Source organism: Butyrivibrio proteoclasticus B316 (genome assembly GCF_000145035.1).
Taxonomy (GTDB): domain Bacteria; phylum Bacillota; class Clostridia; order Lachnospirales; family Lachnospiraceae; genus Butyrivibrio; species Butyrivibrio proteoclasticus.
Window position 1 is genome coordinate 36,905 of sequence record NC_014390.1, and the last position, 14,607, is coordinate 51,511.

Sequence of the window (14,607 nt, forward strand, 5' to 3'; positions counted from 1 at the left end):
TAAAGCAGCTCTTCTATATAAGGAGGGCTGCAAATTTACGAAAGAAGGGACAAAAAAAGAAATGAGAAAAAATAAGTTCAAGCTGATAATCAGTATCCTTGTGGCAGTTCTCATCATTCTTGCCGGATGTATCGCAATCATCTATGTAGGTAAGAAAACACTTGATGAAAAGAAGGCTCAGATCGATGAGCTGCAGTATGAGATCGATGCCAACAAGCTGGTAGTATATGTTGCCAAGAATGACATCTCCGCAGGAGAAACACTTGTAGATGGTGAGAACATCATGAAGCAGGAAATCTTTACAGGACTTGAGTCCGAGTATTACCTCTCTGATTCAGAAGTTGGTGGAATCGCAGTCCTTGATATCAAGGCACTTGAGCCTATCATGGCTGACATGGTCACGTCACTTCAGATCCAGCAGGACACAAGAGAGTATGAGATTGCAGTAGCAAATCTTATGACAGACCAGGATGAGTACGACTACGTTGATGTCAGGATCATGTTCCCAACAGGTGAGGATTACACAGTACTCACAAAGAAGCCTGTTCATAACCTTATCCTTGATAACTGCGTATTTTACTCATATTTAAATGAGGATGAGATTCTTCGAATGGCATCAGCAACAATCGATGCATATACAGTAACTGGAACATACATCTATACAACAAGATATGTTGAGCCAAACCTTCAGACAGAGGCTACACCAAACTATGTTGTAAGACCTGAAGTAATAGACCTTATCAATTCAGATCCTAACATCCTTAGCATCGCAAAAGAGACTCTTAACCTTGAGGCAAGAATCAGCCTTGAGCAGAGACTTCTTGGTCTTTCAGAGGATGCATTAAAGGCAGTACAGGAAGGCCATGAGATCGCAGATACAGCAAAGACAAGTGTACAGCTCGGCGTACAGTACTCGGCAGACAGTGAAGAAAATGAAGAGCTTGCAGAAGAAGGAACAGAAGAGGCTGCTACAGAGAGTTCTTCAGAAGAGACTTCAGGCAACTGAGGAGGTAAATATGGCAAAGACGATTGCAATAAGAGGTAAAGAAAAAGGTGATTTTCCCTACTATGTAGCGAAATCCCTTGCATGCAACAGCTTTAAGGTTGCTGTCATAGATAACAGTTATTCAAAAGACCTTTACGAGTCAGTGCATCAGTATAAGGATGAAGAACAGTCAGTTGAAAAGGAAAACATCGTCTACATCAGGGATGCAGAGGTAGATGAGGGATTTGCCGGTAAGTTCGACTATGTTGTTTACTACATGGGACTTAACGAGAACAGCCAGGACGCTGAGTTTTCATTCATCTTAAATGACTACAGCAGATCCGGAATCCACAACATGCAGAAGGCTCCAAAGGAGCTTTTGGACAGTTCATATTTCATCATGAGAGACAAGGTTTCAAACAAGGTAACTGAAAGAGACGTTATCAAGATGCTTGAGATAAATGAGGACCAGGTCCTTGGGTACATCCCGCTTGATGAAAAGGATGAAGTCGCATACATGAACTTCTCACATACAGGAAGACAGCGCATCAAGAATACATCTGTTGATATGCAGCTTGCGGTAATGACCGCGCTTTCCATTGTTACTGGGGAAGACATGAAGACAGTTAAAAAATACTACAGAAAGGCAAAGCGCGTAAGGCGCATATAAGGTGGATCAAATGGTTATCTTATTTAAAGGTACAGATGTATCAAAAAACTACGCACCACAGGCACTTGCGCTTACAGCAGGCCTTGCTGCAACAAAGTATTTCAAGAAGACATTAGTACTTCAGCTTACAACCAAGTACCCGGTAGAAAGCTATCTTATCGGTAAGAGAGTAAGCGAGCAGTCAATCGATGACATGAAATACATCTTTGAAGATACAGGTATGGACTCCCTTACAAGAAGGGCAGGAGTAAAGGCCTTTACAACAAGCCACTTTGCAAATGCGGTTGTACCAGCTATCTCAAGTGAGAATCTTCTTGATATCTTAAAGGTTTCAAAGAAAGTAGAAGCGGACGTTGCAAGAGAGATAGTCCAGGAGCCTGAGTCAGTTGGAACGATCATCAACTCAGCTAAAAAGATCTATGACAACATCTTTGTTCTTGCTGATGGAAAGGCCGCTAAGGTTGTAGAAGCAGTCCTTCCTTATGTTGATAAGACAGTTACATGTATCACTCAGGGAAAGAAAGAGGAGATCACAGCTCCTTCTACTTCAAAGAACTACCTTCTTGTAACCAACTACGACTACAAGAGCCAGTTCTCAGCACATCACATGGCAAAGCTCTTTGGAGTAAAGAAAGTCTTTGTGATGCCATATAACGTTGACTTTAAGGATTACTACACAAACGAGAACATGATCCAGTACATCCTCTCTAATACAGAGCCGGAAAAGAGCGATTATTCATATCATCTTGTAACAGAGATGGATAAGCTCGTAAGAGCCCTTATTGATGATGAAGAATCTGATGAGGATGAGTTCCGTTTCAGCAAAAAGACAATCGAAAGGCGAATCGAAGAGCCAGTAAAGCTTACAGGCGGTAATGCCAAGATAGAAGTTACTGAAAAGAAGTTTTTAAAGCCATCAAAGACCTTAGCACATGTAAATGTTAAGGAAGAATTCCCCGAGGAGCCAGAGAAAGAAGTAGAACCTCTTGATCCTAAGAAGCTTAAAAAGCTCCAGGCTGAAAAGAAGAAGGAAGAAAAGCGCCTTAAGAGGGAAGAGGCAAAAAGATTAAGAGAAGAAAAGAAAGCAAAAAATACAAAGGCTTTCGGTCTTAAAGGCAAGAAGATAAAGGAGAACAAGGTAGAGAATTCTGATAAAGAGTTTAACCGCCTTAGAAAGGACGCTTAAGATGCAGACGCTGAATTTTATTCTTATCCTGGTGATCGGACTTGCGCTTATAGCGTTTTTGTTCTGGTACTTCACCAAGTTATCAAAATCAGAAGAGCAGCTGGACTTTGAAAATCCATACACCATAAAGCACATCACTGCACAGGTAGCAGAAGAGTTCTCCAGTGCCTTGAAGGTTAACCTTAAGGAGCAGAACCTTACAAGAAAAGAGCTTGAAGCAAGAGAATCAGCAAAGCAGGAGCTCCGTATCTCCCTTAAGGAATCTGCTTATGGAAACCCCATAGCAAAGAAGTATATCAAGAACTTCATCAAGGATATCATCCGAGGCAAGGCTATCAACGTCACAGAAGATACTGTAAATAACGTCATTGCCTTTGATAATCCTATAAGACTTACTCCAAGAGATAAGTTTGAGATCATGCTTTATTTCTACATGAAGGAATACAAAAAGGATGGTCTTATACAGCTCATCGAGGACTATGAGTGGTTAAAGCCAAAGGTTGATGAAGATGGTGATTATCTCTACGAAGTAACAAATGAAGAGATTGAAGAAGCCTATAAGGACTTCATCGTTACAATCGAGAGCATCGACTATGAGGATAAGCTTGAGATCATTTCCCAGAGAGTATTCTCTGAGTACAAGGGATTTGGAGCAGCCGACATCCTCTTTGATAACGCTATCGATGAAGTTGACGGTGGTACATCAGGAATACCATTTACAGGATATTCCCAGCAGGCAGAAGATGCACCTTATTCATATGAGTGCGTCTGGATAAAGGTTCATGGTATTGATCTTAAGCTTAAGTTTTTAAGCCTTGAATCACAGGACGAACTTGTAAGAATCTGTTCAAACGTATATAAGCACAATGCACCATACGCACTTTCAAGAAGAAATCCTAAGGTAGTATCTACCATGATGGATAACTCCCGTGTGGTTGTAGCAAGACCACCGGCATCAGATTCATGGGAGTTCTTTGTTCGTAAGTTTGACTCTGTAGGATCTCTTGTTCCAGGAAAACTCCTTGCAGATGAGAACAGCATTGTACCTATTACATTCATGAAGTATTTCATAAAGGGTTATCTGAACATCATCATCTCCGGTATGCAGGCTGCAGGTAAGACAACTACCTTAAAGTCATTTATCAGATTTGTTCCAAAGTCTGAAAATATAAGGATCCAGGAGCTCGCCTTCGAATCAAACCTTCGTCAGGCTTACCCTGACAGAAACATCTCAACCTTGCAGGAGACAGATAACTTTACAGCACAGGAAGGACTTGACCTTGAAAAGAAGATGAACGGTTCATACTTCGTATTTGCCGAAGTTGCGACCGCAGAAGGAGCATCATGGCTGGTTCAGACAGCTCAGGTAGGTAATAAGGCTACGATCGGAACTCACCATGGTAAGACACTTCGTGATCTTATCATCTCTATGAGAAATAACCTTCTTGATGCACATTCAGGTGCCGGATTCCAGTCAGAAAGAGCGGCTGAGGAGATGGTTGCCAGAGCGCTCAACATCGATTTCCATATGGAATCAGTTGGAGGTCACAGATTCTGTAGCAGAATTACAGAGATCATTCCTATCGAGGATACAAGATATCCTTCAGAACTTCCTGAGAATAAGGACCTTCCTCTGGAAGAGAAATTAAAGCTTGATACACTTGAGAGCTTTAGAAGAAAGACTGACAGAGAAGTATATACATCAAGAGACCTTGTTGTATTTGAAAATGGCAGATATGTATTTAAGAGCATGCCTACAGAAGCAACCATGCAGAAGATCAGGGCAAATCTTAAATCAGATGAACAGAGAGCACTGTTTGAAGCCGAGTTTAATGAGCTTAAAAAGTATGCATGACAGGAGAATAATCAATGTCTTCTAATATGATGATGCGGGTAATGCTCATAGCGATTGCTGTGTGCGCGGTACTCTACATCTTACTGACGATCAACATAAGAAAAAAGAGATCACTGTCTCCTATAAAAAGTACGAAGAGGAGCCTTAAGGGAATCTACTGGTTATACAGGTTCTTTTCACAGACTCCTGTGCTCAAAAGATACTATGCAAAGATAAAGACCTTCCTTGAGATCAACTATCCTGCGGATGAGATGTCAATTAAAAGAAAGGCTACGCTCACAACAGCTAAGTGCGTTGGAGCAGCACTTCTTCTTATCGTATTTGTCATCTCAATATCGGGTGGTGACTGGTTCTATATATGCATGGGCTGTTTTATGTCTTACTTCATTTTTACCTATTTCATCACAGCAGCCCAGGAAAGCCTTGATAAGAAGCTCTTAAATCAGCTTGGAGACTTTATCACAAACATAAGACATCACTACTCTGTAGCAGGCAACGTTGAAGATGCCATCTATGACACCTTGGATGAGACTCCTTATGAGATGGGCCTTCACGCAACCAAGATCTACAAGATGCTAACAGCTACAAATGTTGAGCATGAAGTAGACAAGTACACAGATATAGCGCCAAATAAGTTCATCCTTACTATGGTGGCCATATGCGCAACCATCAAGGAATATGGTGACAAGACACTTGATGACGGACAGTCCCTTTTCCTTACAAACATCAACTACTTAAAGGAAGAGATAAATGTAGAGCTTATAAAGAGAAGAAGGAATGCGTTCCTTTTCTCAGGACTTATAACACTTACACTTCTTCCACTGTTTTTCTTAAAGGCAATTGAAGCATGGGGAATATCAAACATCCCTGAAATGACCAGGTTCTATGCAGGACCTGCCGGAACAACAGTAATGGCCGGTATCTTTGTAATAACCGTTATCGTATACCAGCTTATAGCAAACCTTAAGGACGGTCATGTTGATGATGAGAGAGAGCACAAGATAATAGGATGGCTCCTTACTGTTCCTTATATAAACAAGTTTGTTACTTTGGAGATCAACAGGCACTATACAAAGCACCTTAGGATCGATGATGGCCTTAAGATGGTCGGCGACAGGATCGGCGTAAAAGGATTTCTTGTTAAGAGAGTTTTATTTGGACTTCTTGCAGTACTTCTTATAAACCTTGTTATCTTCACTGCTGAATGGAGAACCAAATATAACCTTTTAAATGACTTTAAGACAACCTTTGAATCCTCGATCGTACCTGATGAAGAATACAGAGAGGCCATGAGGGAAGCGGCAGTTGAGTACACATTAAGCTCAAGGAATCTTCCGGATACACCTGAGAACAGACAGATGGTGCAGGCGCAGATAGAGAAAAAAGGCATCTCCCCAAAGTTTTCTGAGCAGGTAACTTCTGAGGTATTTACGAGGATAGCAAAGTACAGGGACGTCTATTACAGATGGTGGTTTTTACTTATCAATATCCTTGGATATCTGGCGGGTTATTACCTTCCATATCTGATTCTGCAGTACAAGCTTCGTATCGTGAAGATGGACATGGAAGATGAGGTAATCCAGTATCAGACGATTGTCCTTATCCTGATGCATGTGGATGGAATGCTTGTTGATACAGTCCTTGACTGGCTTGAAAGATTCTCATTCTGCTTCAGGCAGTCAATCCAGGAATGCATCATCAACCTTGAGTATTCCACAAGCAAGGCTCTTCAGAAGATGAAGAACCAGGAAACATTCCCACCATTTAGGAGATTCGTAGATAACCTTCTTATGGTCGAGGAAGAAGATATCCTTACAGCGTTCTCTGAGATCGAGACTGACAGAGAATACTACAAGGAAAAGAGAAAGACCGATAACGAGATCATTTCAACACAGAAGGCGGAAGTCGGAAAGATCGTGGCATTCATACCACTTATCCTGACACTGATCATATACATGATCGTGCCATTTGCGCTCTATTCAATGGAGATGATGAAGAGTATCGGTATGTAACTAAGGTATAAAGAGCAGGGCCTCTTGATACATATAATAAAAAATCAAAGAAAAAGGAGTTTTAAAATGGGCGGAAGTTTATCAGAAGGATTAAGAACAGTTTTCGCAGTAGTACTTTCATGTCTGGTGATCGGATTTGTATTCATGCAGTGGTCATCCGTTAAGGAGTCAGGAAACACAGCTCTTACAGATTCAAACTCAACCATCACACAGATGGATGAAGCAAAGTACACACAGTATGATGCAGCAGTTGTAACAGGTTCAGAAGTTGTCAACGTAATCAAGCTTCACCAGAACGATCAGATCTATGTAGGCGTTAACACAGGATCAGGTATGGTTAATTACATCTATTCTGGTCCATCTCTTACAGGTGCTGGTGCTGACCTTGCAGATGCAAGAGATAAGACAAACGCAGCATACATCAATCCTAACTCAAAGTTCACAGGAAAAGTTATCAGAGCAGTCAATACAGACGCAATCGTAGGTATCGAATTCACAAAGAGCTAATAACCTAGGAACATACTGCCGGAGGCTAAAGCCTCCGGCATCTAAAAAGGAAAAACAGAATGGGCGAAACAGTATCAGAATACATGCATATGGTGGTAGCGACCATCGTCTTTGCATCTGCTTTGGCATTTTTCTTTGCATATATGGGGCTTTTATCTATGTTCAACAAAACAGAAATAGATGACATGAATACAAAGACCTCTGTAACAATGGACACTCAGATAGGTTATTCGGAACCTGTCTTATATGTAAAAGGAAGCTCTGTTTACACTGATATCATCAGTCAGGGCGACCACATAACAATAACACTGGATGGTACAGTACTTGATGCTGACTATCTTACTAACCTTAGGGAAAACAATCCAGCTTACCTTCAGGATCTTAGAGCCAAGATAAGCATGGACGACGATTATGTAATAAAACACGAGTATTATTCAACTAACGAGATCAAGGCTGTGGAGTACACGCACAGCTGACTATAGATTAAGGAGCTATTTATGGGTGACGTCTTAGGAAAAGTATTTGCAGCATTTTTGGGATGCATACTGATGTTTATTGTCCCTATCATGCTGATTGCCCAGAAACAGGATACTATCAGACAAAGCTATATAGACAATGCAGTTGTTGAGTTCGTAGACAATGCGAAGGTTGCAGGAAAGATCACTCCTCAGGCCTATGAGAAGCTCTGCTACGACATAGACACTGCACATCTTCTTTGCGAGATAAAGATTACCCATTCATCAGCATACACAGTGCCTACAGAAGTGGTAGACCCGGCAACCGGCTATCATGAGGTTGCAACCTACAGAGTAGACTATACAAAAGAAGAGATCCTTTCAGTCATGTACCCGTCATCAGGCCCTGATCAGGACTACAGGATGAAGAATGGTGATTACATTTCCGTGGAAGTAAAGAATATTTCTCCTACACTCGGCACAAGACTTTCAAGGGTATTCCAGACCAAAAGCTCTGACATAACACTGTTCACATCCTATGGCGGATATGTAGGTAACAACAGGCAGTAGGAGGCATAATGAAGTTTAGTGATTATATTTTGATCTTCATTGGGATAATCCTTTGCTTTGGTATTGTTTCATTTGCAAATGTGGACATAACCAAAAAGGTAAATACCCAGAACATAGAGTATTCAAACAAACTTACCGCAGCTTCCTATGATGCAGCCCAGACCATGAATACCGACAACGTCGAGAAATACGGTCATGTATGGAACGACGAGGACGACTTAAATGATACGCTGACAGTCTTTTACAACTCACTTGTTTATTCATTTAACTGGGACAATCAGGGTAGGGTAGATGAGATGGCCCTGTACACTCCTGTAGTGTGCATGGTAGATGTTGACGGATATTATATAAGTCACAACGTTGTTTTTGATACATCGGGAATGGTAGAGATCCCTTCAGAAACTGACAAGAGGAATGGCCTCACCACTCTAAATACATGGACAAAGAACTATGGCGGAGTTCTTCTTAGATATTACCTTAGCGACTATGTTGAAGTGTATTCCCTCGATGGAACCATCTTTTCAGGAAACAGGAAGGATGTTTACAAAACACTCACAGAAAAACGTCCTGGAGGCGCAGAGGTTTCAAATCTGTGCTTTTTGATGGATGATGATACATTTAATGCCAACAAGAACGAGCTCATAGTGCGAGAGATAAACAAAGCCTGTGAATATTACATCAACAGACATAACGTTATAGGTGATAACTATGAAAACCAGTATACATTTGAAATGCCAGAGATAGCAGGAGAGGACTGGGCAAGACTTTTAAAGAACCCTACGATCATCTCATTTTTGCAGGGGTATGCAGCAAAGGCTGACAACAGATATCTAAATATCTATGCTCTTGGCGGTGGTGAGCTGGTAAGAAATTACCACTACTTTATTGATGGTGATGAGTATCACTGTATAGAGTCAGATCCTGACGTATCACAGGTAACAAATACCGTGACAACAAGTTATGAGTCAGAGGGCGTTACAAAGACCGTGACAACAACCTATGTACAGTATATGTTTAATGGTCATGAAATTGAAACCGTCTATAATACCCAGACAGAGTGTGCAAAGAGAGGCGCAACTCCTCATAACTGCGTATATGAATGGAATTAGTAATCTGAATACAATTAGTATATAGCCAGTTTCGCAATAAAGTCTGCGAAATTGGCTATTTTCTTACTATCAAGCTGTAACATAAAGCGGATGATTTTTGTCAGACCTGTTTTTTTTCAATTTGGTAGGAATAATAAACCATATTTTGCTGTTATTTGCCTATATCCTACGCCGCATCTGTATTATTATCAATCATGTAAGGAGCTTTTCCTTATAGAAGGAGAAAGAGATTGTATGAAAAACAAAAAGTTAGAAGCATTTGTAGTTTTAGTTGGTGGAGCAGCGTGGGTATATGTGGCATTAACAAGTGGAAAGCCCGTATTTTTATGTGCAGCGTTTCCACTACTCTACCTGGCATATGATCTGTTTATGAAGAGTAAAAACAGTAAGAAAACTATAACAACTGGCAAGAAGGGATCCGATAAATGAGTTCCTTCTATTTTTTTGCTCGAAAATATGCGGATTGCTAAGATGCAGATAATAATATAAAATTGATACTTGCAGGATATATGGGCATTTTGGGGCGATACATGGCAGAAAAATTGACAATTATACAGTCCTGCACTATATTTAATATAATAAAAAGATATATATAAAGTATTGTTATGGGGAATAACACGCATGAAAAAGTATATGTTATTAAAAAGATGCCTTCTAACTGCATCAATGATAGGGATGTTTATGGCAAGCACAGTTCATGTGCAATGTACTGAAGGCACGTTTTATTCTTCTAAAGAAGAATCGCAATTGATTGAAAAGCTTCGAAAAGAATGTGAAGATGCAGGGTATACTTTGGGCCATTTTGGAAGTGGATCAGGGCAAACAGATAACTCTCAGGATACATCTAATCAAGAAACAGTGAAGCAGGCCAAATCATGTGAACATGACTACGTTGAATCCATTACTAAAGAAGCAACATGTGCTGAAGATGGTGAAATGATAAGTAAATGTTCTAAATGTGGTGATTCCTACAAAACAGTGATTCCAGCAACAGGAAAACATGACTATGTATCTGAAACTACTAAAGAAGCTACCTGTACAGAGGCTGGGGTGCTTACATATACCTGTAAAGTATGTGGTGATTCTTATACTGAAGAAATACCAATTATTGACCATAAATATGAAGAATCTGTAACCAAAGATGCGACATGTTTAGAGTCTGGTGAGATAACTTATACATGCTCAATGTGTGGTGATAGCTATACAGAGGAGATTGCAGCTACTGGTCACGAAGCTGGAACGCCAATAGTGACTAAAGAGGCTGGATGGTTTACTCCAGGAGAAAAGGTGACAAGATGTACACGTTGTGAAGAGGTGCTCAGTACAGAAGCGATGCCTAGCAGATTTCCAGTAGCATATTTATATATCCTGATATCTGTAATTGCCATTTTTGTAATAGTTGGCATTAGCCTGACAGTAATGAAAAAGAAGAACGCCAAAAGTAAACTTGCAAAAAGTGCATAATAGTGGTTCACTGTGAACTGAATATAATAGACAAACCCGTAATTCGCGCAAGAATTATGGGTTTTTTGTTGTGCAATTCTTGAATGAACTATTAGAAAGTGTTATAGTATATCTAAATGTAATAGTACAAGGAGAATATCATGCACTCAATTACTAAAAGGATCTGTACTGTATGTGGACTTCTTTTTTTGTCTTTTGTCTTATTATTAGCAATTCCGGTAAAGGTTTATGCATGGGATGTACACTTAGATGAATATAATAACGTGACATTTGTAACTGTCGATAAGAGGCGAACAACTCCGATACACTATCAAACAAAAGGAGTAACAATAACAAGATGTGCTTATCCTGGAAAACAGGAAATACATAGTGATAAAAACCATTTTGATTGGCAATTGGCAAATGTTAAAGAAGATTTAGATGAGGAAAGAAATACATATTATAATACGTGGTTAATAAAGCTAGAAGACATAATTAGCCAAGCTGCAATTGAAGACCCAGCATGGGCCGAGGAAATACAAAAAGCGGTTGATGGAACAGGCCCTGCTGTGTATATAAAAATCGATTGTATAATGATGGCTTATGATGACACGACAGGAAAGGCAGATGGTCCTTTTTTGAATGTTCCCGGGTATGGTGGATCAGATGGAAACCTGCAAGTTGGTGTTACGGAAGACGGATATAGCATGAGTCAGATATTTAATGTAAATAACGGTCTTCTTTCGCACTTTAATAGATATCTACTTATAGGTAATGGGACGATTGAAATACAACAAGACAATGAAGATGATGAGTTTGTGGCATATGATTACACAATGGATAAGTATGCAAATATCGATGCAAACCAGCCTGCATTTGCTATGAGCAATTTTTCTTCGGAGTTCGATCTATCAAAAGGTATTCCTTCAAGTGAGTATATTACAAATACTTTTCTTGCTGACAGCTGGTATGGAAATACAAATGTCTATGCAAGGATAGTAAGTAAGCACTATACGCATCCAATTACATATAGATGGAAGATTGATAGTGGCTATTGGACATATATAGATACTGATAATGATGGAATTAACGAAACTCCCTGGTGGGAATATGACATAGATACTTATTCCGAGACAGTAAATCTTGATATTGGAACAGCATATGTGGCATTCCAGTATTTGTCTGATACACATATATATGATTTTACTAATGCAGACATAGCAAATGGTGCTTATGATGGTGACCATATTTATTATGATGATACGCACGAAGTACCAATAACTTGCATAGGGACCAAGGACTATAAAGATGTAGCTACTCATGGGCCATTGATCACAGAAGAGCCTCTTTGGAAAGCAACAACAAGCGATCATGTAAGCCTTGGTACATTCACATATAAGAATTCTGTTGATCTAGGTCTTGTATCTCAAAAACCAGATTTAGACGCTCAGAAAAAAAATGATATAGATGCTATAAGGAAGATTATCTCTGCAAACACAAGAACAAGAAACGATAAGTTGGTTATTGACGGTCACACTTTTATGAGTAATGAGACAGTGACTGGATGTAATTTTGTCGATGAACAAAATCCTGTACCAACCACATATAAGCTGTGTACAAATTCAGCAGCATGGGTACATGATTATTTGCAGCAAACTGGTACGAAACCGCTTCATGCATATGATCCAGCAGATGTAACAGGAAGCGTATCTGTTCAGATACCGCCAACAGTTGATAACGGATATTATGAAACATCTATGAAAGTCTATTATCAGCGACTTGCTACATACTCAAAAACAGCAATACAGTTTAGTGCGGATTAAGGAGGCGGAAGATGAGATTTAAAAAGATAATAGCTTTTGCCGCTTCCATGGCGGTACTAGCTACAACGATAGTTCCAGTAAATTGTCTTGGACTTGATCCGGCACATGTCATAGATGGATATGAAGTATATGAGCCCTTGTTTGTTCATACACCTGTTATATCCCCAGTAGTTATTACAGACGGTGAAGGGCATGCGATTCCAGATAAAGGAAAGGGCAGAACAGAGCTTATAAGTGAGAACCCAACACCGTGGTATCAGCTAAGACTTGATACGGAATACATCATGCACTGGGATTCCATGAAACATAGAGAGATCCTTGGATATGATGAATCCGGTGAGAATCCTAGTAAGTACGATAAATACACACAGAATAAGTGGATGAAGTTTCCGTTTGAAGTTCTTTACGATGGGGTATATTACGAGCTTCAGGCAGATAATTACACCAATTGGATCAAGATTAAAAAGCCAGCTGACTGGCATGATACTGTAGATAACCACTGGATCGACACTCCTATTTATATCCCTTCATATGCAAGAGAAATGGGAGAAGTTGGTAACGAAGGCAGCATCTTTTATAAGGTTGAAGCCATAAACGTTGATGGTGACCTTGCAGAACATTACTCAGAAGAGGAAGAAAAAGGAAATCTTTGGTTTAACCTTGTTATAGCTGATGACGGAGCTAAATATGTAGCTACATATGAGATTCCTATACAGCTTTCCGGATGGATATATGACTTTACTATCACAGGAACGGACAACGGTTCTTTGTATGCTGGGGAATCAGTACTTGGAAGTAATGAACTTTCATTCGTAATGTCCAAGAATGAAAAGAAGACTGGTACCAAGAACAGGTTCGGAGAGGATAACCAAAGATATCTTCTTGATGGCAGTGTAGAAAGCACATGGCCGGAGAAAAACACTATAACCTTAACGGACGGCAAATCTCCTCAGTTTAAAAAGCAGGGTGCTTTATGGAAGGGACAGACCTTCAGCTTTGAAGTTAAGACTATAGCAAATCTTTGGAATGAGAACGATAAGGTTGATATCATCCCAACATTTACATATGTAGATAACAGCGGAAATAAGGTAGACAGTGACCATATAAAGGTCTTTTATAACAACTCTGATGGAAGTGGTTCCTATATCGAATATGGAACATCAAGAGATACCATCACATCCAACTGGCTGAATACAAAGATCGGAACAAAGATGCAGGAGGGAGCATATTACACCAAGGAGATGACTGATACTGAAAGCGGTGGATCTGCAAGAAAGTATCACTTTGGTGATTGGAGCAACTTCACAGCAGAGCAGTATAACTCAGACTACAGCCTTACTGGAGCAAATCAGCTTACTTCTGAGAAAGTACTTGGAAGAAGTACAAGATCATACTGCCTTAGCCATATCATCCTAAATAAGAACCTCAGACTATACTCTGGTGAATGGGAACAGCTTAGCTGGAATACCAAGGATACTGCAACAGAATTTGAGAGCGTATTAAGATACAGTGACCTTGATAATGACGGAACCGTAGATACAGGATGGCTTGCAGAAGACACAGATAGATTCAGGACATCCATGCAGACATGGTATGGTCAGTTCTATGTTCCATCCGATCTGTTCATCGTTGATCTGAACAAGCACCCGGGCTTTGATATGGAAACATACATGGCCTCAGCAAATGGTGGACTTGGAATCAAAGAAGATGATCCTGTATTTGAAAAGAGCGGATATCTTATTGTTAATTTCAACATAAGAACATATAAGGATGGAAAAGCTCATCTTAGGTATCTAGGCGGTGCTTTCGGTGGAGATATGTGGGAGATTGAAGGCTTTAATACAATGCCTCTTTCAGGAGATCCAACACCGATACCTGACTTTGAAGAAGGTGATGTAGTAGTTATCGACCTAGAAAAATCCGTTAAGGATAAGTATTCACCAGGAATCTTTGGTGTCAACTAAACAAAAAAGGATATGGGCTTTGGATGAT

Annotated in this window: 13 protein-coding genes; all 13 read left to right on the forward strand. The window is 40.0% G+C overall.

Translation table 11 applies throughout. From position 1 onward, the window contains the following. The first annotated feature begins 61 nt into the window (after positions 1–61). The 13 genes from BPR_RS20205 to BPR_RS18610 all read left to right on the forward strand — a co-directional run bounded on the left by BPR_RS20205 (position 62) and on the right by BPR_RS18610 (position 14,579). Positions 62–1,006: an SAF domain-containing protein gene (locus BPR_RS20205; RefSeq protein WP_013283044.1), complete on the forward strand. Its 945-nt coding sequence runs from the start codon at positions 62–64 to the stop codon at positions 1,004–1,006. 10 nt (positions 1,007–1,016) lie between these two features. Then, on the forward strand, positions 1,017–1,655 hold the full coding sequence (locus tag BPR_RS18555) for a hypothetical protein (RefSeq protein WP_013283045.1): 639 nt from the start codon (positions 1,017–1,019) through the stop codon (positions 1,653–1,655). 10 nt (positions 1,656–1,665) lie between these two features. Then, positions 1,666–2,841 (forward strand): hypothetical protein, encoded by a 1,176-nt coding sequence (locus BPR_RS18560; protein WP_013283046.1) that lies wholly within the window; start codon positions 1,666–1,668, stop codon positions 2,839–2,841. Between the two features lies 1 nt (position 2,842). Beyond that, entirely contained in the window at positions 2,843–4,696 is a 1,854-nt protein-coding gene (locus BPR_RS18565) for a P-loop NTPase family protein (RefSeq protein ID WP_013283047.1), read from the forward strand. Positions 4,697–4,710: 14 nt separating this feature from the next. Further along, positions 4,711–6,708, forward strand: a complete 1,998-nt coding sequence (locus tag BPR_RS18570) for a hypothetical protein (RefSeq protein WP_013283048.1) — start codon at positions 4,711–4,713, stop codon at positions 6,706–6,708. Between the two features lie 66 nt (positions 6,709–6,774). Beyond that, positions 6,775–7,215 (forward strand): hypothetical protein, encoded by a 441-nt coding sequence (locus tag BPR_RS18575; protein ID WP_013283049.1) that lies wholly within the window; start codon positions 6,775–6,777, stop codon positions 7,213–7,215. A 59-nt stretch (positions 7,216–7,274) separates the two neighbouring features. Then, a complete protein-coding gene (locus tag BPR_RS18580) occupies positions 7,275–7,691 on the forward strand; it encodes a hypothetical protein (RefSeq protein ID WP_013283050.1) in 417 nt (138 codons plus the stop codon). Between the two features lie 21 nt (positions 7,692–7,712). Beyond that, on the forward strand, positions 7,713–8,240 hold the full coding sequence (locus tag BPR_RS18585; protein WP_013283051.1) for a hypothetical protein: 528 nt from the start codon (positions 7,713–7,715) through the stop codon (positions 8,238–8,240). An 8-nt stretch (positions 8,241–8,248) separates the two neighbouring features. After that, on the forward strand, positions 8,249–9,349 hold the full coding sequence (locus tag BPR_RS18590; protein WP_013283052.1) for a hypothetical protein: 1,101 nt from the start codon (positions 8,249–8,251) through the stop codon (positions 9,347–9,349). A gap of 234 nt (positions 9,350–9,583) precedes the next feature. Beyond that, entirely contained in the window at positions 9,584–9,778 is a 195-nt protein-coding gene (locus tag BPR_RS21410) for a hypothetical protein (protein WP_042258727.1), read from the forward strand. Between the two features lie 192 nt (positions 9,779–9,970). Further along, positions 9,971–10,813: a hypothetical protein gene (locus BPR_RS18600; RefSeq protein ID WP_013283054.1), complete on the forward strand. Its 843-nt coding sequence runs from the start codon at positions 9,971–9,973 to the stop codon at positions 10,811–10,813. A 140-nt stretch (positions 10,814–10,953) separates the two neighbouring features. Further along, on the forward strand, positions 10,954–12,615 hold the full coding sequence (locus BPR_RS18605) for a hypothetical protein (protein ID WP_013283055.1): 1,662 nt from the start codon (positions 10,954–10,956) through the stop codon (positions 12,613–12,615). A gap of 11 nt (positions 12,616–12,626) precedes the next feature. Further along, positions 12,627–14,579, forward strand: coding sequence for a hypothetical protein (locus BPR_RS18610; protein ID WP_013283056.1), 1,953 nt, complete (start codon positions 12,627–12,629; stop codon positions 14,577–14,579). Positions 14,580–14,607 lie beyond the last annotated feature (28 nt).

Coding starts and splice junctions, on each gene's coding strand:
- BPR_RS18570 (WP_013283048.1), top strand. CDS start 4,711: ATGTCTTCTAATATGATGATGCGGGTAATGCTCATAGCGATTGCTGTG.
- BPR_RS18575 (WP_013283049.1), top strand. CDS start 6,775: ATGGGCGGAAGTTTATCAGAAGGATTAAGAACAGTTTTCGCAGTAGTA.
- BPR_RS18555 (WP_013283045.1), top strand. CDS start 1,017: ATGGCAAAGACGATTGCAATAAGAGGTAAAGAAAAAGGTGATTTTCCC.
- BPR_RS18590 (WP_013283052.1), top strand. CDS start 8,249: ATGAAGTTTAGTGATTATATTTTGATCTTCATTGGGATAATCCTTTGC.
- BPR_RS18580 (WP_013283050.1), top strand. CDS start 7,275: ATGGGCGAAACAGTATCAGAATACATGCATATGGTGGTAGCGACCATC.
- BPR_RS18565 (WP_013283047.1), top strand. CDS start 2,843: ATGCAGACGCTGAATTTTATTCTTATCCTGGTGATCGGACTTGCGCTT.
- BPR_RS18585 (WP_013283051.1), top strand. CDS start 7,713: ATGGGTGACGTCTTAGGAAAAGTATTTGCAGCATTTTTGGGATGCATA.
- BPR_RS20205 (WP_013283044.1), top strand. CDS start 62: ATGAGAAAAAATAAGTTCAAGCTGATAATCAGTATCCTTGTGGCAGTT.
- BPR_RS18600 (WP_013283054.1), top strand. CDS start 9,971: ATGAAAAAGTATATGTTATTAAAAAGATGCCTTCTAACTGCATCAATG.
- BPR_RS18605 (WP_013283055.1), top strand. CDS start 10,954: ATGCACTCAATTACTAAAAGGATCTGTACTGTATGTGGACTTCTTTTT.
- BPR_RS21410 (WP_042258727.1), top strand. CDS start 9,584: ATGAAAAACAAAAAGTTAGAAGCATTTGTAGTTTTAGTTGGTGGAGCA.
- BPR_RS18560 (WP_013283046.1), top strand. CDS start 1,666: ATGGTTATCTTATTTAAAGGTACAGATGTATCAAAAAACTACGCACCA.
- BPR_RS18610 (WP_013283056.1), top strand. CDS start 12,627: ATGAGATTTAAAAAGATAATAGCTTTTGCCGCTTCCATGGCGGTACTA.